The 18,114-nt window shown below is 68.1% G+C and carries 17 protein-coding genes; 4 read left to right on the forward strand and 13 right to left on the reverse strand.

The window, feature by feature from the left end; all coding sequences use genetic code 11:
• From ABD104_RS26715 to ABD104_RS26735, 5 genes are read right to left on the reverse strand one after another with little or no spacing between them, the layout of a single operon-like run.
• The gene (locus ABD104_RS26715; RefSeq protein ID WP_343928537.1) at positions 1–1,029 is read right to left on the reverse strand and encodes a 2Fe-2S iron-sulfur cluster-binding protein; all 1,029 of its coding nucleotides are present in this window, start codon (positions 1,027–1,029) and stop codon (positions 1–3) included.
• Between the two features lie 15 nt (positions 1,030–1,044).
• Positions 1,045–2,052, reverse strand: a complete 1,008-nt coding sequence (locus tag ABD104_RS26720) for a PdxA family dehydrogenase (protein ID WP_087841213.1) — start codon at positions 2,050–2,052, stop codon at positions 1,045–1,047.
• Positions 2,049–2,522, reverse strand: a complete 474-nt coding sequence (locus ABD104_RS26725) for an aromatic-ring-hydroxylating dioxygenase subunit beta (RefSeq protein WP_087841212.1) — start codon at positions 2,520–2,522, stop codon at positions 2,049–2,051. The genes ABD104_RS26720 and ABD104_RS26725 overlap by 4 nt, the downstream gene beginning before the upstream one ends.
• Before the next feature lie 5 nt (positions 2,523–2,527).
• The gene (locus ABD104_RS26730) at positions 2,528–3,772 is read right to left on the reverse strand and encodes an aromatic ring-hydroxylating dioxygenase subunit alpha (protein ID WP_087841211.1); all 1,245 of its coding nucleotides are present in this window, start codon (positions 3,770–3,772) and stop codon (positions 2,528–2,530) included.
• A gap of 23 nt (positions 3,773–3,795) precedes the next feature.
• On the reverse strand, positions 3,796–4,770 hold the full coding sequence (locus ABD104_RS26735) for a Bug family tripartite tricarboxylate transporter substrate binding protein (protein ID WP_087841210.1): 975 nt from the start codon (positions 4,768–4,770) through the stop codon (positions 3,796–3,798).
• A gap of 115 nt (positions 4,771–4,885) precedes the next feature.
• Between ABD104_RS26735 and ABD104_RS26740 the strand changes: the two genes are divergently transcribed.
• Positions 4,886–5,665, forward strand: coding sequence for an IclR family transcriptional regulator domain-containing protein (locus ABD104_RS26740; protein ID WP_343928538.1), 780 nt, complete (start codon positions 4,886–4,888; stop codon positions 5,663–5,665).
• Between the two features lie 8 nt (positions 5,666–5,673).
• Here ABD104_RS26740 and ABD104_RS26745 read toward each other — a convergent pair whose 3' ends face one another.
• Together ABD104_RS26745 and ABD104_RS26750 are read right to left on the reverse strand one after the other, a co-directional pair.
• The gene (locus tag ABD104_RS26745; protein ID WP_087841208.1) at positions 5,674–6,837 is read right to left on the reverse strand and encodes a sensor domain-containing diguanylate cyclase; all 1,164 of its coding nucleotides are present in this window, start codon (positions 6,835–6,837) and stop codon (positions 5,674–5,676) included.
• A gap of 19 nt (positions 6,838–6,856) precedes the next feature.
• Positions 6,857–8,653, reverse strand: coding sequence for a putative bifunctional diguanylate cyclase/phosphodiesterase (locus tag ABD104_RS26750; protein ID WP_132980301.1), 1,797 nt, complete (start codon positions 8,651–8,653; stop codon positions 6,857–6,859).
• Between the two features lie 237 nt (positions 8,654–8,890).
• Here ABD104_RS26750 and ABD104_RS26755 point away from each other — a divergent pair, with 237 nt between their 5' ends.
• Both ABD104_RS26755 and ABD104_RS26760 read left to right on the forward strand, forming a co-directional pair.
• A complete protein-coding gene (locus tag ABD104_RS26755; protein ID WP_132980302.1) occupies positions 8,891–9,853 on the forward strand; it encodes a Bug family tripartite tricarboxylate transporter substrate binding protein in 963 nt (320 codons plus the stop codon).
• 125 nt (positions 9,854–9,978) lie between these two features.
• Positions 9,979–10,413 carry an RcnB family protein gene (locus tag ABD104_RS26760; protein WP_279818438.1) on the forward strand — a complete coding sequence of 145 codons (435 nt, stop codon included), beginning with the start codon at positions 9,979–9,981 and terminating at the stop codon, positions 10,411–10,413.
• Positions 10,414–10,462: 49 nt separating this feature from the next.
• Here ABD104_RS26760 and ABD104_RS26765 read toward each other — a convergent pair whose 3' ends face one another.
• From ABD104_RS26765 to ABD104_RS26780, 4 genes are read right to left on the reverse strand one after another with little or no spacing between them, the layout of a single operon-like run.
• Entirely contained in the window at positions 10,463–11,449 is a 987-nt protein-coding gene (locus tag ABD104_RS26765) for a Bug family tripartite tricarboxylate transporter substrate binding protein (RefSeq protein WP_279818440.1), read from the reverse strand.
• 23 nt (positions 11,450–11,472) lie between these two features.
• The gene (locus ABD104_RS26770) at positions 11,473–12,480 is read right to left on the reverse strand and encodes a dipeptidase (RefSeq protein ID WP_165963266.1); all 1,008 of its coding nucleotides are present in this window, start codon (positions 12,478–12,480) and stop codon (positions 11,473–11,475) included.
• A 19-nt stretch (positions 12,481–12,499) separates the two neighbouring features.
• Positions 12,500–13,246, reverse strand: a complete 747-nt coding sequence (locus tag ABD104_RS26775) for a hypothetical protein (RefSeq protein ID WP_087841203.1) — start codon at positions 13,244–13,246, stop codon at positions 12,500–12,502.
• Positions 13,243–14,991 (reverse strand): hypothetical protein, encoded by a 1,749-nt coding sequence (locus tag ABD104_RS26780; protein ID WP_343928539.1) that lies wholly within the window; start codon positions 14,989–14,991, stop codon positions 13,243–13,245. The genes ABD104_RS26775 and ABD104_RS26780 overlap by 4 nt, the downstream gene beginning before the upstream one ends.
• 154 nt (positions 14,992–15,145) lie before the next feature.
• On the opposite strand from ABD104_RS26780, the gene ABD104_RS26785 reads away from it, so the two are divergent.
• The gene (locus tag ABD104_RS26785) at positions 15,146–15,877 is read left to right on the forward strand and encodes an IclR family transcriptional regulator (protein ID WP_087841202.1); all 732 of its coding nucleotides are present in this window, start codon (positions 15,146–15,148) and stop codon (positions 15,875–15,877) included.
• Between the two features lie 9 nt (positions 15,878–15,886).
• Here the strand turns inward: ABD104_RS26785 and ABD104_RS26790 are convergent, their stop codons facing one another.
• Entirely contained in the window at positions 15,887–16,858 is a 972-nt protein-coding gene (locus ABD104_RS26790) for a Bug family tripartite tricarboxylate transporter substrate binding protein (protein ID WP_165963267.1), read from the reverse strand.
• 10 nt (positions 16,859–16,868) lie between these two features.
• Entirely contained in the window at positions 16,869–17,900 is a 1,032-nt protein-coding gene (locus ABD104_RS26795; RefSeq protein ID WP_343928540.1) for a TauD/TfdA family dioxygenase, read from the reverse strand.
• Positions 17,901–18,114: the final 214 nt, after the last annotated feature.

Consider the following 18,114-nt stretch of genomic DNA (forward strand, 5'->3'; position numbering starts at 1 on the left):
CTACGCCGCCTGCGGCGCCATGGGCACGAATGCGTCGCAATGGAAGCGGTCGGTGGCCAATCCCCGCTCGTGCACGAAGCCCTGGCGCGCCGCGCTTATCATCGCGGGCGAGCCACAGGCATAGACCTCGTGATCCGCCAGCGAGGCGAAGTCGTCCATCACCGCCTGGTGGACGAACCCGCGGCGGCCCTGCCAGCCTTCGTCCGGCGGGCTGTCGGACAGCACGGGCACGAAGCGGAACCAGCCGTGCTTGTCGGCCCATTTGCGCGGCAGGTCCGCCAGGTACAAGTCCTCTTCCCGGCGCGCGCCCCAGTAAAGCGTCATCGGCCGCTTGAGCTTGCGCTTGATGGCGTCCTCCACCATGGACTTGATGGGGGCGAAACCCGTGCCGCTGGCCACCAGCACCGCCGGCCGGCCGGTCTCGCGCAGGTAGAAATCGCCGAACGGCAGCGACACGTCCAGCAACTGGCCGGCCTGCATCGACTCCGCCAGGTAGCCCGAGAACTTCCCGCCCGGAACGTGGCGGATGTGCAGCTCCACGCCGTCGCTCTGCTGCGGCGGATTGGCCATCGAGAAATGGCGTATGGTGCCGTCCGCCATCCGCACGTGCAGGTACTGCCCCGCCTTGAAGCGCACCCGCGTGCCGGCGGGAAAACGCAGATGCAGCACCGTCACGTCGTGGGCGGCGCGCGCCAGCCGGTAGACCTTGGCGGCCACGGTCTTGCTGGCGGCGGGATCGCGGCGCTCGATGTCGCGCACCGCCACGTCCAGGTCGGAACAGGGCCGGGCCTGGCACAGCAGCGTCCCGCCCTCGCGCCGCTCGTCGTCGTCCAGCACGCCCTCGCCGGCGCCGCCGCGGACGTCCCCGCGCACGATGCGGCCCCGGCAACTGCCGCAGATGCCGGTGCGGCAGGAATACGGGATCTCGTAGCCGGCGGCCAGGGCGCCGTCCAGGACGGTCTGGCCGTCCTCGCAGGGAAATTCGATGTCTCGTTGATCGATGCGTATGGTGTATTGCATGGATTCCATCCCGGTCCGGCGGACCTAGTGATCGGCCAGCCCGGCCAACAGGCGCACGGTACGCAATACCGCGGCCGGGTCGGCCGTGCCCTGTCCGGCGATGTCGAAGGCGCAGCCGTGCCCGACGCTGCTGAAACGCACGCCGCCGCCCAGGGAAAGCGCGCTGGCCTGGCGGGGGCTCAGCAGCTTGACGGGAATGTGCCCCTGGTCGTGGAACATGGCCAGGTACACGTCATGCCCGCGTTGCGCCAGCATCAGGTCTGCTCCTTGGGGACCGTCCACCTCCAGGCCCATGGCGCGCAGGCGCGCCACCGCGGGCTCGGTGATGGCCTGGTCCTCGTCGCCGAACAGACCGCCCTCGCCCGCGTGCGGATTGATGCCGAAAATGCCCAGGCGCGGCCGCTCGATGCCGATCGCCCGCGCGCCGTCGATGACGGCCAGCGCCGCGTCCACGACCAGTTGCGTGTCCAGCCGGGCCAGTGCATGCCGCACCGGTTCGTGCAGCGTCACGTGGCCGATCCTGAGGTCGGGCGTGACCAGCATCAGGAACACCCGGTCGGCCGGCGTCCCCGTCAGTTGCGCGATCAGCCCCGGATAGCCCGAGAACGCAATGCCGGCCCGCGCCACGGATGTCTCCGAATGCGGACAGCCGACCACGGCATCGACCAGGCCGGCGCGGGCCAGCCGCACCGCCTCGCGCACGTAGGCCACCATGGCCGCGCCCGCGGCGGCGCGCACCTCGCCCGGCCGATACTCCGACGGCGGCAGCGCCGCCACCTCGGCCCACGACACCTGGTCCGGCAGGCGCGCCGCGCCCGGGTCGAAGGCCGCCAGCGCCATGCCGGGAGCGTGGCGCGCCACCTGCTCGCGCAACACGAAGCCATCGCCCACCAGCACGCAATCGACCGGGGCGCCGCGCAGCGCGTGGACGGCCTTGACGGCGATCTCCGGGCCGATGCCGTTGGCATCGCCCAGCGCGATGGCAATGCGCTTGCGCACGGTTCCGGCGGATGGTCGGGCGTCGGCGCTCATAGCGGTATCGCCAGCAGGGTATCGAAGTTCCGGCTGTCGCAGATGACCAGCCGCTCGGCGAAGCTCAACTGCCCGTCCGCGCCCTCGACCACGCGATCCTGGTAGCGGCCCGAGGCGAACACCTCGGTGGCGCCGTCGCGCATGATGCGCACCACGAGGAACGGCGTCTCGACGCTGGCCACCCCGTCCTGCACGCCCAGCATGAACGGCAGTCCGACGATGTGGCGATAACGGTGGCGCTCGTAGACGTTGGCCTCGCGCAGCGCCGATACGCGGTCCCGCAGCATGGCGCGCGTGTCGGCATAGATCACGCCCGCCTGCATGCCCGCCGCGTGGTTCTCGGCGGTATTGATGACGTACAGGCAGCGCTCCTGGAAGAACGCCGGCCAGGCCTCGACCTCGTCGTTGTCGATGCAGCGCGCGTAGGCGGCGTTCAGCGCGCCCAGCCGCTCTTGCGTAAATTCGGCCATGCTCTTCAGATCTCCATATAGCCGCGATAGGCGTTCCAGAAACCGCGCACCGACGCTTCGGTGGTGCGGTTCTCCTGCGTCTCGATGCCGCTGCCTCCCATTTCCAGCACGGCCGCCTGGCCATCGCTGCCCGCGATGCCGCGCTGCACGAAGCCACCCACCGCGCCATCCTCCATGGAAACGAATCCGGCCGGCCCGGTCAGGTTGGACTGCTTCAACCGCATGCGCCGCAGCTCCGGCGTGTCGTCCTGGAACCCCAGGTAGGTCCAGTTCAACACCGTCCGGTCCAGCCCGTCCGGCAGGATCTGGCGAATCGCCAGGGTGTTCTGGATCTGCGCCAGCACGAAGCCGGGGAACACCGACAGGATCTGCAAGGTCACGCCGTCGCCGAACTCGTCGCAGCCGTCCAGCATGCTCGGGTCGGCCAGCGCATAGCCCTCCTTGTCCGAGCGCAGTTTTTCGGCGCTGTATTCGGCATTGGGCTGCGGCTGGTGCGAGACCTTGGAATAGCTGACGTGGTGGGCGCCGGTCTCGCTCACGATCACCCCGCCCTTCTGCGACAGGCGGTTGATGTTGAAGGTGGTGAAGAACACGTGCAGCAGGCTGGCGTGGTAGGAGTCCTTGACGTTCTCCATGTACAGCTTCCAGTTGTTCGGAATGGTCTGCTTGAAGCGGCCGATCACCTCCACCGGCTTGCACAGCACGCGCTCGATACGCTCCAGGATCTCGTCGCCCAGGTACTCCTCGATCGGCGGCACGTCCTCGTCCAGGCTGCCGAACACCATGCCCGCCACGCTGGCGGTGCGCAGCTTGCGCGGGTGATGGTCTTCCATGCGGAACTCCGGCGGCATGCCGCCCTTGCCGTTCACGCCCTGCTGGAACGCGACGCCGCGCAGGTTGCCCTGCAGGTCATAGCGCCAGGCGTGGTAGACACAGGCGAAATCGCGCGTCTTGCCTTCGTCCTCCAACGCGATCAGCGCGCCGCGGTGGGCGCAGCGGTTTTCGAAAGCCTGCAGTTCGCCGTCCTCGTCGCGGGCCACGATGACCGGCATGGCGCCCACGAAGGTGGTGCGATAGGAGCCGGGCTCGGGAATCTCGGCCTCCAGGCACAGGTAGTTCCAGGTCGGCCCCTGGAAGACGCGCCGTTGCTCGGCCTCGTGGATTTCCTGGTCGCGGTAGAGCCAGTAAGGCACGCGGGTCAGGCCCGGCTCCCAGGTCCGCCGGGATTCTTGGGTTTCGCTGTGGGACATGGACTTCCTCGTTGCTGCAAGCATCAGTTGATGGTGACGTCGGCCGTGTCGATGGCCTGCTTCCACTTGGCGCGCTCGGCGCGCATGAATTCGGCCATCTGGGCCGGCGTGTCGCCGACGACTTCGGCGCCTTGCTCGATGAACTTCTGCCTGACGTCGGGCATCTTCAGTACCTCGACGATGGCGGCGTTGAGCTTGCGTACCACCTCGGGTGGCGTGCCGGCCGGCGCGACCACGCCGAACCAGGTGCTGACGTCGAAGCCGGGCAGCCCCGACTCGGCCAGCGTCGGCGTCTTCGGCAGCAAGGGGCTGCGCTGCGCGCTGGTCACGGCCAGGATGCGCACCTTGCCCGACTCATGCTGGCGAAAGGTCGAACTGATGTTGTCGAAGAAGGCGTCCACCTGTCCGCCCATCAGGTCGGCCAGCGCCGGCGCCGTGCCCTTGTACGGCACGAACACGAAATCCAGGCCGGCCTGGGCCGCGACCAGGGCACCCGTCAGGTGCGAGGTCGTGCCGTTGCCCTGCGTCGCCACGGTCACCTGCCCGCCGTTCTTGCGGGCATAGCCGATGAAATCCTGCGCCGACTTCACCGGCAGGCCGGTCTTGACGGCCAGCACGTTGGGCACGCGCGCCAGCACGGTCACCGGCGCGAAGCGCTCGGGATCGAACGGCAGGTTCTTGTACAGATACTGGTTGATGGTCAGCGGCGCCGGCGGCGTGGCCATCAGCGTGTAGCCGTCGGGCGCCGCCTTGGCCACCATGTCGGCGCCGATATTGCCGCCCGCGCCCGGCCGGTTGTCGATGATGACGGGCTGGCCCCATGCCGCGTTGAGCTTCTCGCCGATGATGCGGGGCAGCACATCGGCCGTGCCCCCGGCCGAGAAAGGCACGACGATGCGTACCGGGCGATTGGGGAAAGCGCCGTCGTCGGCCTGCGCCGGGCTGGCGATCGCCGCCCATACCGCGACGGCACAGGCTGTCCATGCAGTTTGTCTCATCCTTGACCTCGTTTGGATAAATCGAACAGAAAGTCGCAAAGCGAACGTTAGTTCGCAGATATCCCACGATCAAGAAAAGTGGTTAGAATGTTCGCAAAACGAACACCTCGCGACCATGAGCACCGTGCCCGAACCCCGCAGCAAAGAAGACAAGGAATACGTCGCCGGCCTGGAGAAAGGCCTGGCGATCATCGAGGCCTTCGGCCTGCGCAGCGGCCCGCTCACCCTGAGCGAGGCGGCCGAGATCACCGGGCATCCGCGCGCCACGGCGCGCCGTTCACTGCTGACGCTGCAACGGCTGGGCTATGTGGAAAGCGACGGCAGGTACTTCCGGCTGGCGCCCCGCGCGCTGCGCCTGGGGCACGCCTATGTCAGCTCCAGCCCCCTGCCCAAGCTGGTCCAGCGGGTGCTGGAAACCATCAGCGAGCGCACCAAGGAATCCAGTTCCCTGGCCGTGCTGGACGGCGGCGAAGTCGTCTTCGTGGCGCGCGCCGCGACCCGGCGCAGCCTATCGGACGGCCTGGGCATGGGCTCGCGCCTGCCCGCCCATTGCGCGGCCACCGGACGCGTGCTGATGGCCGCCCTGCCGGACGAGGAAATCGCGCGCCTGCTGGGCCGCATGCCGCGGCGCGCGCTCACGCCCCGCACCCGCACGGGGATCCCCGAACTGACGGCGGTGCTGGAGGAAACGCGGCGCCTGGGTTATGCCACCAGCGACGAGGAACTCGAACTGGGCCTGCGCTCCATCGCTGTTCCCATCCACGATCAGGCCGGACGCACCGTCGCGGCGATGAGCCTGGTAGCGGGCACCGGCCGCTATACGCTGGACAGGATGGTGGAGGTCCTGCTGCCCGAACTGCTGGGTGGCCGCCGGATGCTCAGCGCCATGCTCTAGCGCAGTGCCTAGGCCACCGCCTGCTTCACGCGGTCCCGCCCGGCCAGCTTGGCCAGATAAAGCGCCCGGTCGGCCCGGCGGAACACGTCGTCGAAATCCCGGTCGCGCGGCTCGCAGCTGGCCACGCCTGCCGAAATCGTGATGGGCACCGGCGCGCCGTCGATGCTGAAGCGGCTGTCCGCCACGGCGACGCGGATACGCTCGAGCGCCGCGACTGCCGCCGGCAGGTCCAGGTCGTCCATCAGCACCACGAACTCCTCGCCGCCCGTGCGCGCGACCAGGTCGCCCTTGCGCGCCGCCTGTTTCAGGCAATCCGCGGTGAAGGCCAGCACCTCGTCGCCCACGCCGTGGCCGTGGGTGTCGTTGATCCTCTTGAAATGGTCGATGTCGATCACCCCGACCGCCAGGCCGGCGCCGGTCGCCCGCGTCCGGCGGAACGCCATGTTCCCGTCCTCGACCAGCGTGCGCCGGTTCGGCAGGCCGGTCAGGTAGTCGGTGGCCGCCGCGATCTCCAGTTGACGCTTCACCCGTTCGGCGCAAAGCAGGACGAACGCCGTGGTGCCGATCACCGGCAGCAGGGCCACGAACATGGGCGAGACCAGATTGATGCCGTAGTCGTTGGTCGCGATCGTGGCCTCGCGCGGCACGTCCAGATGCAGGTAGACGGCCACCCGGCCGATGACGTAGACGACGACCAGGCCATAGATCACGATCAGCATGCGCCGGCTGCGGGACTCGTCCTCGGTGCGCATCTCGTGCAGCAGCCACATCGACCGGAGCAGCAGCAGCGACCAGGCGGCCGACGTCAGCCCGATGCGGCAGATGAAGCACGGCTCGATGGCCGACAGCCAGAACGTGCCGGCCACCGCGGCCGTGGCGATCACGATGTCCACCGGCGACGAACGGCGGCCGTAGAAACGCTCGAACGCCCGGTGGTAGGAACCCAGGCCGAACAGCAGCGTGCCGTTCGCCAGGGTCACCATGACCGGCATGGGCATGCCGCTGCCGAACGCGAAGAAGCCGCTGCCCAGGGCGACCAGGGCCGTTCCGGCCTGCCAGCGGATGGCGGCGGGCCGCAGCGTCCACGGAAGGCCTCGGTAGACGTTCGCCAGCACGGCCCCGTTGGCCAGCACCATCAGTGCAACCGTCGCGAAGACCGACTTGGCGTCCATGCCCTTGCGGCCCCTCCGGTCAGGGCCTGTGCGCGGGAGCGCCGATCGGCGGCATCATGTCGAGCACGTCGGACAGGCCGCCGGCATCGCAGGCCTTGCCGAAATACCATCCCTGCAGCAGGTCGCACCCCATGCGGGACAGGAGCCTGGCCTGTTCCGCGGTTTCCACGCCCTCGGCGGTCACCGTCTTGCCCAGGCTGTGCGCGATGTCGATGATGCCCCGCACGATGGCCTGGTCCTCGGCCGACGCCACCAGGTTGGCGACGAAGCTGCGGTCTATCTTCAGCCGGTCGATGGGCAGCAGGCGCAGGTGCGTCAACGAGGCATGGCCCGTACCGAAATCGTCCAGGGCGATCTCCACGCCGGCCTCGTGCAGCCGGCGCAGGCCGTCCTCCACCCGCTTCTGGTTCAGGCCCAGGAACATGCTTTCCGTCACCTCGACACAGAACCGGTCCGGCCCGATCCCGCTGTCGCGGACCAGCGCGAAGAAGCGGTCGAGAAAGGCCTCGGAACGAAAATCGGAGTTCGTCAGGTTGATCGCCACGCGCCCGAGCCGGATGTTCCTCGCGTACAGCGCGTCCACGTCCCGGAACACTCGCTCGAGCATGAACATCCCCAGCGCCGCGCGGACCGCGGGATCGGCGAAGCCTTCCTGGAACGCGGCCGGCGGCAGGAGGCCGCGCTGCGGATGCCGCCACCGCATCAGCGCCTCCAGCGCGACCTTGCCGCCCGGCGCGACGGGAACGATGGGCTGGTAATGCAATTCGAACGCGTCGCGCCGCAGCCCCGTCTCGATCTCGGCCAGGAGCTCCGACTTGCGCTCCGCCACTTCCCTGAGCTTGGGCTGGAAGCATTCCAGGCGGTCGCGGCCCAGCGACTTGGCATGGTAGAGCGCCAGATCGGCGGCCCGGAACATGCTTTCGCTGTCCTCGCCATGCCCGGGAAACGCGGACACGCCCAGGCTGGCCGAACAGCGCCGCGACGTCTCGGCGATGCGCAAGGGATCGCGCACGCTTTCCAGCGCCCGCTCGAATACCTCGGTGGCCTCGTCGTCCGTCGCGCCGGCCAGGACCAGTCCGAACTCGTCACCCCCCATCCGGGAAACCGACAGGCGCGGGTCGTCCACCGCCCTCAGCCGCCGGGCCACCTCGCGCAGCAATTCGTCCCCGGCCAGGTGGCCGAAGAAATCGTTGATTTCCTTGAAGGCGTCGACGTCCATCAATCCCAGGTGAAAGCCCGTTCCTGTCCGCCGGCACTCGCCGACCAGCGACGCCACGTGCTGGTGGAACCAGCTGCGATTGGGCAGCCCCGTCACCGGATCGACATAGGCGATGCGACGCAGGCTCTCCTTGCTGGTCCTCAAGGCGTCCTCGAGCAGCTTGCGCTCGGTGATGTCCAGGCAGATCGAGGTGTAGCTGTCCACCGTGCCGTCCGGCAGGACGCGGGGCACGATGGTCGTTTCCATCCAGTAGAGCGAGCCGTCCTTGCGCTGGTTGCAGATCTCGCCATGCCAGACGCGGCCTTGGGCGATCTCGCGGTACATGGCGCGGAAGAACGCCGTGCCATGCAGGCCGGACTTCAGCATCCGGTGGTTGGAGGCGAGCAATTCCTGCCGGGTATAGCCGCTGATCTCGCAGAACCGCGCGTTGACATAGGTAATCGTGCCCCGGGCATCGGTACTGGCCACGATGGCGGCGCAGTCCAGCGCGTAGCGTATGAAATCCGTCTCCGGCTCCAGGCCGCCCGGGAACCTCGCGTCGTTGGCGGGTTCCCTCGTGCCGACTTTCCGCCGGCTGTTGTTGTACTGCGGGGGCACGCGCTCCCTCCTCCACGGCTGGGCCGGTCTTCCCCCGAAAGGCGCGAAGCCGATCCGGCGCGCAGGGGGAAGGACGGTCCGCCCGATATTCTATTGATTGGAATTCCCCCATGATCCAGGAAATAACGCTTGTTTTCCATCACCCCGTGCGGAATCTTCCGCCACGGCCACCCGGCCGGACCGGAGACCGCGGCCGTTTCCGGTATGCTTGACGCCCCCAGAACAAGGAGACATCCCATGTTCCGCAAATGCCTTGCCATCGCCGCGCTGGCGCTGGCCGCCACCGGCGCCCATGCCCAGGCCTATCCCGCCAAGCCCATCCGCCTGCTGATTCCCTTCCCGCCGGGTGGCGGCACCGACATCCTCTCGCGCCTCGTCGCCACCAGGCTGGGCGAGTCCGAGAAATGGACCATCGTGGCCGAGAACCGCGCGGGCGCGGGCGGCACCATAGGCATCGCCGCCGCCGTGCGCGCCGCGCCCACCGGCTACGAGATGGTGATGGGCCAGAAGGACAACCTGGTGGTCGCGCCCTGGCTGTACAAGAGCGTGGCCTACGATCCGACCAAGGACCTGGTCGCGGTGGCGCACGTCGGCTATACGCCCATCGTCATCGTCACGCAGGCGAATTCCCGCTTCAAGACCCTGGCCGACGTGGTCGGCGCGGCCAAGGCCGCACCGGGCTCCATCACGTACGGATCCCCCGGCAGCGGCACCACCATCCACCTGGCCGGCGAGATCTTCAAGGACGCCGCGAAGATCGACATCCGGCACATCCCCTACAAGGGCTCGAACGCCGCCATGATGGACGTGCTGGCCGGCAACGTCGATCTGCTGGTGTCCTCGGTGCCGTCGGCCATGGCGCAGATCCAGACCGGCAAGCTGCGCGCGCTGGCCGTCACCAGCGCCAAGCGCAGCACCTCGCTGCCCGACGTGCCCACCGTCGCCGAACTGGGCTACAAGGGCTTCGACGTCAGTACCTGGTACGGCCTGTTCATGCCCGCCGGCACGCCCAGGGAGATCGTCGCCACCATGAACACCGCGGTCAACAAGTTGCTGGCCCAGCCCGAGACCCGCGAAGCCATCCACGCCCAGGGCGCCGAGGCGCAAGCCATGTCGACCGAGGAGTTCGCCCAGTTGCTCAAGACCGACTATCTGAAATGGAAGGACATCGTGCGCGCCGCCAACGTCACGGTGGAATGAGGCCGGTCCGCTGAAACACGCTGCAATACCTGCATGGCCCGGCGGGGCTGGCGCGGCCATGCGCGAGGCATAGAATCGACGCAACGCCTGTGTTCCGGGCGTCGCACTGCCTCAAGGAGATCATCATGGCATCCAAGCGTCTGCTGGCGCATCTGCTGACCGGTATCCTGCTCGCGGCCTCGACCGCGTCCTACGCGCAGGGCGGCCCTCCCGGCGGACGGCCCGGCGGCGGCCCTGGCCATGGCGGACCGGGACATCCCGGCATGGGCCATCCGGGGCCCGGCCCCCGCCACGACATGGGGCGCGGCCCGGGCGGCGCGCCTGGCCACGACCACCGGGGCCCGCCGGGACGCGGGCCCGGGGATCCCGCCTATCGGCACTGGTCCAAGGGCGACCGCGTCCCCTACCCCTATCGCGGGCCGCAGTACGTGGTGGATAACTGGCGCGTGCATCGCCTGTCCCCGCCTCCCCGCGGCTACCACTGGATCAACGTCGGCGCCGACTACTTCCTGATCGGTGTGGCCACCGGCGTCGTGCTCCAGGCCATTCTGAACCCGTAGTCCCGCACCGCAGGCCTCCCGTCCCGCCGGAACGGGGGGCCTGCGCGCCCTAGTCCACCCGCACGCCCGCCGCCTTCACCAGCTTGCCGAACCGCTCCGTGTCGGCGCGCACCAGCGCCGCGAACTCCTCCGGCGTCCTGGTCTCGGTCCCGTCCACGCCCATCTTCACCAATTGCTCGCGCACGTCGGGCGCCGCCATGGCCTTGGCAATGCCGTCGTGCAGGCGATTGACGATGGCGGCCGGCGTGCCCCTGGGCGCGAACACACCGTACCAGGTGGCGAAACGGTAGTCGGGCAGGCCCGACTCGGCCACCGTGGGCAGGTCGGGGAACTCCGCCAGCCGGCGCGCGCCGGTCACGGCAAGCGCGCGCAGCTTGCCCGTCTTCACATAGGGTGCCGTGGTCGGATAGGTATCGAACCCGACCTGCAGGCGCCCCGCCAGCAGGTCCGGCATCGATTGCCCGGTGCTTTTGTACGGCACGTGCAGCAACTGCACCCCCGCCATGCTCTTGAACATCTCGCCCGCGATGTGCGGCGTGGTGCCGCTGCCGGCGGACGGGAAACTGAGCTCGCCGGGATGCGCCTTCGCGTAGGCGATCAGCTCGGGCACGCTGTGCACCGGCACCGATGGATGCACGGCGATGAAATGCGGCACCGAGGCCGTCAGCGTCACGGGCGCGAAATCCGTGGCGGTGTCGTACGGAATGTTGTTGAACAGATGCGGCAGGATGGTGTTGACCGACACCACCCCCATCATCAAGGTATAGCCGTCGGCCGGCGCCTTGGCCACCATCCCGCCGGCCACGATGCCGCTCGCCCCCGGCTTGTTCTCGACCACGACCGACTGGCCTAGGATCTCGGACAGCCGGGGCGCGATGACCCGCGCCACCACGTCGGTCCCGCCTCCCGGCGCGAACCCCACCAGCAGCCGGATCGGCCGGCTCGGAAACGTCTCGTCCTGCGCCCGGGCGTACGAGGCCACGCCCAGTACCGCCACCACTCCCACCCCCAACGCACACCGCAGCATTCGGTTCATGGCCCAGCTCCTCAATCGACGAATCAGCCTATCGTTTCACGCAACAGCCTCATCCAGTTGCCCCCCATGATCTTGTCGATGTCGGCCCGGCCGAAGCCTCGCCGGTCCAGTTCGACAATGATGTTCTGCACGCCGGCGGGCGTGCGCATCCACTCCGACCAGCCTTCGTGCGGCGCGATCTCCATCTCCTTGGCCGGCGCGCTCTGGCGCGACCACTTCGCGTAGCGCCACCAGGTCCGTACCGAACGCGGATGACCGGGGCAGTAATCGGTGCCGATGGCCACCGCGTCGATCCCCAGCAGGTCCACCGTCCACGCCACCATGTCGCCGAACTGCTCCAGCGTCGTCGCCGCGCCATGCCGGGTCATGTTGCGATTGGGCGTCAGGCCGATCACGCCGCCGCGCCGGGCGAGCTCGCGCAAGGCCTCGGTCTGCTTGAGCCGGCCCGCGCCATATACCGGCGTGCCCACGTATTCACGCGGGTTGGCATGCGTGATGGCCACCGGCTTGGCCGACATCTGGATGGCCTCCAGCGTCGTGCGCTCGCCGCAATGGGACAGGTCGATCAGGATGCCGAGCTGGTTCATTTCCTCCAGTGCCAGCTTGCCGAACCGCGACGAGATACCGGTGTCCTTTTCTTCCCAGTAGCCGCAGCCGATGTAGTTCTGCAAGTTATAGGTCAGCTGCATCACGCACACGCCCAGCTGGCGGAACATGGCGAAGAGGTCCAGGTTGTGCTCCACCGGCGCGGTATTCTGGAACCCGAACATCACGGCCGTGCGGCCCGAGGCGGCCACGGCCTCGATCTCGGCCACGCTGGCGGCGGGCGCGACGATGTCCTGGTTCTGCTCCAGCACCACGCGCCACTTGCCCAGCAGGCCCAGGGTCTCGGCGGCGTTCTCCCACACCGCCACCGTGGTGTTGACGCAGCCGATGCCGGCTTCGCGCCATTCCTCGAACCAGCGCCGCTCCGGCACCGGCATCGACAATCCGTCGACGATGATGCCGGCCTGTCCATTGACGTTGTTCATCTGCATCGTCCTTCGCGCGTCACGCGCATCCTTGGCTGGAGGGGACATGGCGGAGCATGTTCAGGTCCATGTCGTCGTCGGCCGGCGGGCGGCCTTGCAGCGTGCCGTCGTCGCGCAGGATGACCGGCCCGGCATGGCGGCGCGAGACCACCGAGTCCGGAGCCAGGGCCTCGTTCGACAAGGCGTGGATGGCCCGCCACAAGCCGCCATCGACCGGATAGCCGTGGCGGATGGCCTGGGCCAGCAGCGGATCCCATTCGTCGATGCCCAGGGGCCGCGCGGTGTTGAACAGCGTCACCACCGCCTTCGGCCCCTGGCCCGTGGCCTCGTCGGGCTGCGAGACTTCGGCGCCTATGCCGTAGCGGCGGCCCAGCCCGGCCATGACGTGCAACTCGTGCAGGTCCTGCACGCCGGACACGCGCAGCGTGGCCCGCCCCGCCGACCGGGCGCGTTCCACGCCCAGGTCCATCAGGGTGGGCAGCAGCACCCAGGCGTGGATGCCGCCGCCGTCCACGACCAGCGCGCCGTCATCGGCATCCACCACCGACACCCGGTCCAGCCAGCCTTCGCGCAGCCGTTCATGGCCTTCATACAGGGCGCGGAACCCGCCCAGCCCCATGGACTGGGAAAGCAGCACCACTTCCCTCACGCCGTGCACGTAGCCGGGCGGCAGGCGGCACACCAGCAGAATGCGGTCTATGCACATGCGCGCCTCGCGCACGGACACATCGAACACGCGGGCAGAATCGGCGGCTTGCCTGTTCATAGGACGGGCTCCTGGGGATAGAACCAATGGGGATCGGCGCCGGCTGCGATGTCGGCGGCGGTGGGCGCGCCCTGGTAGATGACGCCGCGCAGGTTGCGCTGCAGGTAATCGCGCGTCTTGTCGATGCCGTGTATGCCGATGTTGATGAAACGCGTGATCTCGCACGGCACGAAGTGCTCGCCCATGATGTTGGCGCGGGGCGAGTGAAAGGCCATGCCGCTGAGCGTCTGCACGCGGCTCACGATGAAACGGTATTCGGGCTTGTCCAGCAGGAAGCGCGCGACGCTGGTGGCCGGCGGCCGCTGGGCGATCTCGCGGTCCAGCCCCACCACCAGGCGCGGCAGGTCCAGGCCGAGGTTGAAGACCTCGCCGGCCTCGGCGCGCGGACCCCGCCGGGGTTCTTCGGCCGTGGCCGACTTGTACCAGACGAATTTCGACGCTCCCTCGGACTCCAGGTCGATGTCGAAGGCCCACCCGTACTCGGCATGCAGCAGGTCGCGCAGATGGCCGATGGACATCGACGGATCGGTCGCGTATTCCTCGTCCACCGCCAGGCCCTCGGCCAGGCGGTCGCACAGCTCGGGCACCAGTTCGGTCAGCAGGCCCAGGAAGGTTTCGTAGGCTTCCTCGTGCACCGTGCCGTCCAGCGCGTCGCACAGCGCGGACAAGGGATAGCGTTCGACGCTGCCCCGCACCGTGCCGGTGTCGTGCAGCGCCTGCACCTGTGCCCGGATGGCCGCCAGGTCGGCGGCGATGTCCGCGCTGGCCGTGAACTGTTCGTAATCCATGCGATCCTCGCGCCGGAACGCGATGGCCTTGTCCAGCAGCTTCAACAGCAGCGCCAGCTTCGCATCGCCGGCCGCCACGCGCAGCCGCTTGGCGCCCACGATGGCCTGTTCCCGCGCCAGTACCCAGTGGTGCACCAGCTTGGGATGGTTGTTCACGTACAGGATAAGTCCCAGTGCCGACGCGTTGCCCACGCCCAGGAAACGTTCGATCTCCGGCGCCAGGCGCACCGCCGCCGGCGAGGCGCAATGCGCCAGGTGATTGACCAGGTCCACCGAGAACACCCGCATCATGTAGGCGCACAACATCTGCGCGTCCAGCGGACGCCGCAGCGGATGCGTGCTTTCCAGCGCGCGGAACGAACGGGTGCCGAACGTGCCGTTGCCATCCAGGCCGGTGTTGCGCATCAGGTAGCAGACGTCGGCCAGCGTGGGCACGTCGGGTTGGCGCCCCTGCGCCAGCGACTCCACCGTGTGGTTGAACACGCGCGCGCTACGGTTCGAGCGGGCCCAGATCAAGGTGCCCGGCGTGGCGCGGCCGGCGTAGAGCTTGGGAATTTCCTCGCCCGTGATGCGGATGTCGCGTTCGGACACCGGCCCTTCGACCAGCGCCGCCATCATGTCCCAGGCGCGGCCGATGATGCGGCCCGCCCGCCCTTCCATCCTGGGCTCGAACGAATGGACGATGAAATCGAAAGGCATCGCCCCCGTGTCGATGCGGTACAGCGCCGTCCCGCGCGCCCGGTCGTCGATCTGCCAGCGCACCCGTTCGATCGTCCACCGCTCGCGTATGGCCTTGGCCATCAGCAACCGGGACACGCTCAGGCGGCTGGCCTGCATCACGCCCATGCGGGCGGGCGTCATCAACAGATCCGCGCTGCGGATGCGCGGCTCGCGCCCGGCCGGGGCGCCGCCTTGCGTCTGGGCCACGGCGGCCTCTTCCACGTCGGCAAAGTCCATGCATGCTCCTGTCGTCATCGCGCCTGCCATGCGGCGCATCGGGAAAACCGGTTTCCTGATTTTGTATTCTATTAGAATACTTATGATTCTATTTAAATCATTCTATACTTCCCATCCGCGAATGCAAGAATTTTTCTGACGAGGAAGCTGCGCCATGCTCGAAGCGCGCGAGGCCGGCGGCGTCCGGCCGCTCAGTTCGGTACTGAAGACGCTGCAATTGCTGGATCTGCTGGGCAAGTCCGACCGGCCCATGAAACTGATGGAACTCGCGGCCGCCTCGGGCAGCAGCCGCGCCACGACCTACCAGAAGCTCCTGACGCTGGTGGAAGCGGGCTGGCTGGAACAGACGGAACAGGGCAGCTACCGCCTGTCGCTGCACGCGGCGCTGGTGGGCGAGACCGCGCTGGTGCAGGCCAACCTGGGGGAACGGTTCGCGCACGTGATGCAGGAGCTGGTCCTGCAGGTGGGGGAAACGGCTTCGCTGGCCGTCCTGAACGGCAATTGCGTGCGGCTGGTGCGCCGCGTGGAAGCGCAGCAGGTGGCGGTGCGCGCCGACGTCAAGGTCGGCACCCTGCTATCCCTGAACGACAGCTCGTCCGGCCGGGTGCTGACCGCCTTCTCCAGCCCCGCCTACCGCGAGATGCTCCAGCGCCAGGGTGCCGTGCTGGCCAGGCCGGCCCTGCTCAAGGAGATCGCGGCGCGGGGCTACGCCGTCTCCGAAGGCACCGACACGCCGGGGGTGCAATCGGTGGCCATGCCGGTATTCGATGCCAAGGGCGCGTGCATCGCCGCGCTGTCCCTGGTCACGCCGGCCTCGCGCTTCGATCCCGACAAGCTGATCGGACCGCTGCGCGAGGCCGTGCAAACGCTCAGCCAGTTGAAGTAGCGCCGGCGGCTAAAGCTGGATGTTCAGCTTCTCCACCAGCCCTCCCCACTTGCGTTCGCCCTCGGCGATGGAGCGCCGCGCGTCGTCCACCGAACCGCCCGCCGGCTCGGCGCCTTCGCTGGCCAGGTTCTCCCGGATGGCGGGCGACTTCAGCACTTGGTTCACGTCGCGGTTGATCCGGTCCAGCACAGCCCTGGGCGTGCCCGCGGGGGCCATCAGCCCGAACCATCCCACTGCCTCGTAACCCGGCAGGCCGGCCTCGGCCACCGTGGGCACGTCGGGCAGCACCGGCGAGCGCTTCGCGCTCGTCACCGCCAGCGCCTTGAGCTTGCCACCCTTGATGTGCTCGCGCACCAGCGGAAACGGCGCGAAGTTCAACTGGATCTGTCCGGAGATCGTGTCCGAAACGGATGGCCCGCTGCCCTTGTAGGGAACGTGGGTAAGCTTGACGCCCGCCATGGACGCGAACAATTCGCCGAACAGGTGATTGGACGAGCCGTTGCCGGACGAACCGTAGTTGAGCTTGCCCGGATTGCGCCGCGCATACTCGATCAAGCCCTTCACGTCATCGAACGGCATCTTCTCGTTGGCGACCAGCACCACCGGCGGCGTGGCCAGCAGCACCACCGGCTCCAGGTCCTTGGCCGGATCGTAGCTCAGGCTCTTGTACAAACTGCGTGCGACCAGGATGTTGCCGAACGAGCCGAGCACGGTGGTGTAGCCGTCCGGCCTGGACTTGGCCACCATCTCCACGCCTATCGTGCCGGCCGCGCCCGGCTTGTTCTCGACCACGACCGACTGCCCCCAGAGCTGGGACAGCCCCTGCGCCACCACCCGCCCCAGCAGATCGGTATTGCCGCCGGGCGTATAGGGCACGATCAGCCTGCTGGGCCGCGACGGAAAGGCGTCGTCCGCCCGCGCCGCCGGAGCGGCCAGCAGCATGCCGCCCAGCGCGGCGGCCAACAGATGCTTGGTGATCATCGCCCTCTCCTCACGAAGCCGACACGGCGGCCTGCCCATGTCGGCGCTCGTACGACGTGGCGAACTCGCGCGTCTGGCCGAACACCGCCGGCAGCGGCCGGCCGTTGGGCAGGGTCAGCCAGGCGCGCAGCAAGTGCCGCCGGCGGGCCGGGTCGTCATGGTCCTGGTACTTGGTGCGGGCATGCAGCACCGAATAGTTGTTGCCGATCTGGATGTCGCCCGGCTCCATGCTGAAGCTCAGTTGCACCGCGGGGTCGTTGCAGATTTCCTCGACCAGGTCGATGGCCTGCGCCTGGGCATCGGTCCAGCGCGGCACGCCGGGCAGGTCCTGCGCCAGCTTCAGGTAGCGGCGCTTGTACAGGGCGCTGAGCCGGTCCTCGAAAAAGTTCAGGATGGGCACGGTCTGGATGCGCAAGCCGCCGCGATGCTGGCCCCGCGTGTCGAAATGGAACGGCTCCTGCAGCACGCCGACCAGGTCCGGCCGGCGCCGCAGCACCTCGTTGTACAGCGTCGCGACGCTGACCAGCTTGCTGACGCCGCCCGACCGCGCGGTGCGCAGGCACAACAGCATGAACGCGTCGCCGCCGTCGTTGTGGAAGGTCAGTTCGTCGTCGGTCTGGTAGCTGCGCACCGAATTGTCGTTCGACACTTTCATCCCGGTATTGGTGACGCTGTGCATGCGATTGCCGGCGCCATCCTGCTCCTGCGGCTCGCCCAGGTGCACGGACAGGCCCCAGAACAGCAGCCGCGCCTCGTCGTCCGTGTAGTCGGCGATGGGCAGGCCGCGCAACAGGGTGAAACCGCGTCCGCCCTCGAGTTCCCCGCGGACTTTTTCCAGGCGCGCGGCCATGCGCGGAATGGGAAAGTCGGCGGCCTCGAACCCGGTCGGCTCCAATCCCTTGGCTCGCGCCGTGGCGGTGGCCTCGGCCAGCTCGCGGATCTCCTCCGGCGCCAGGCGCCAGATCCAGTCGCTGGTGCCGGCCAGGCTGTCGCCGCTCCACACCTCGGGACCGGCGATGGGTTGCAATGGTCGGGTCGTCATGTCGTCTCCTTCGTGGCATTAATTTTGAGCATCTTAACATTGTCGACAATTTAAGGACTTGGTTGAATACGCCTGCCACCCACCTGGGCATAGGCATGATTCCAATTGTAAGAGGAACGAAGATGCATCAGACTTCACGAAAATATGAATTAAATTTCATGAACAACCCATGGAAAGCCGTCCATGGGCCATGACATCCAGGCAAGGAGGAGAC

Origin of the sequence: Pigmentiphaga daeguensis (assembly GCF_039523035.1) — a bacterium.
Lineage (GTDB): Bacteria > Pseudomonadota > Gammaproteobacteria > Burkholderiales > Burkholderiaceae_B > Pigmentiphaga > Pigmentiphaga daeguensis.

Excerpts from the sequence above, each read along its gene's own strand:
- ABD104_RS26715 (WP_343928537.1), bottom strand. The coding sequence starts at position 1,029 with ATGGAATCCATGCAATACACCATACGCATCGATCAACGAGACATCGAA.
- ABD104_RS26720 (WP_087841213.1), bottom strand. The coding sequence starts at position 2,052 with ATGAGCGCCGACGCCCGACCATCCGCCGGAACCGTGCGCAAGCGCATT.
- ABD104_RS26725 (WP_087841212.1), bottom strand. The coding sequence starts at position 2,522 with ATGGCCGAATTTACGCAAGAGCGGCTGGGCGCGCTGAACGCCGCCTAC.
- ABD104_RS26730 (WP_087841211.1), bottom strand. The coding sequence starts at position 3,772 with ATGTCCCACAGCGAAACCCAAGAATCCCGGCGGACCTGGGAGCCGGGC.
- ABD104_RS26735 (WP_087841210.1), bottom strand. The coding sequence starts at position 4,770 with ATGAGACAAACTGCATGGACAGCCTGTGCCGTCGCGGTATGGGCGGCG.
- ABD104_RS26740 (WP_343928538.1), top strand. The coding sequence starts at position 4,886 with ATGAGCACCGTGCCCGAACCCCGCAGCAAAGAAGACAAGGAATACGTC.
- ABD104_RS26745 (WP_087841208.1), bottom strand. The coding sequence starts at position 6,837 with ATGGACGCCAAGTCGGTCTTCGCGACGGTTGCACTGATGGTGCTGGCC.
- ABD104_RS26755 (WP_132980302.1), top strand. The coding sequence starts at position 8,891 with ATGTTCCGCAAATGCCTTGCCATCGCCGCGCTGGCGCTGGCCGCCACC.
- ABD104_RS26760 (WP_279818438.1), top strand. The coding sequence starts at position 9,979 with ATGGCATCCAAGCGTCTGCTGGCGCATCTGCTGACCGGTATCCTGCTC.
- ABD104_RS26765 (WP_279818440.1), bottom strand. The coding sequence starts at position 11,449 with ATGAACCGAATGCTGCGGTGTGCGTTGGGGGTGGGAGTGGTGGCGGTA.
- ABD104_RS26770 (WP_165963266.1), bottom strand. The coding sequence starts at position 12,480 with ATGAACAACGTCAATGGACAGGCCGGCATCATCGTCGACGGATTGTCG.
- ABD104_RS26775 (WP_087841203.1), bottom strand. The coding sequence starts at position 13,246 with ATGAACAGGCAAGCCGCCGATTCTGCCCGCGTGTTCGATGTGTCCGTG.
- ABD104_RS26780 (WP_343928539.1), bottom strand. The coding sequence starts at position 14,991 with ATGGACTTTGCCGACGTGGAAGAGGCCGCCGTGGCCCAGACGCAAGGC.
- ABD104_RS26785 (WP_087841202.1), top strand. The coding sequence starts at position 15,146 with ATGCTCGAAGCGCGCGAGGCCGGCGGCGTCCGGCCGCTCAGTTCGGTA.
- ABD104_RS26790 (WP_165963267.1), bottom strand. The coding sequence starts at position 16,858 with ATGATCACCAAGCATCTGTTGGCCGCCGCGCTGGGCGGCATGCTGCTG.
- ABD104_RS26795 (WP_343928540.1), bottom strand. The coding sequence starts at position 17,900 with ATGACGACCCGACCATTGCAACCCATCGCCGGTCCCGAGGTGTGGAGC.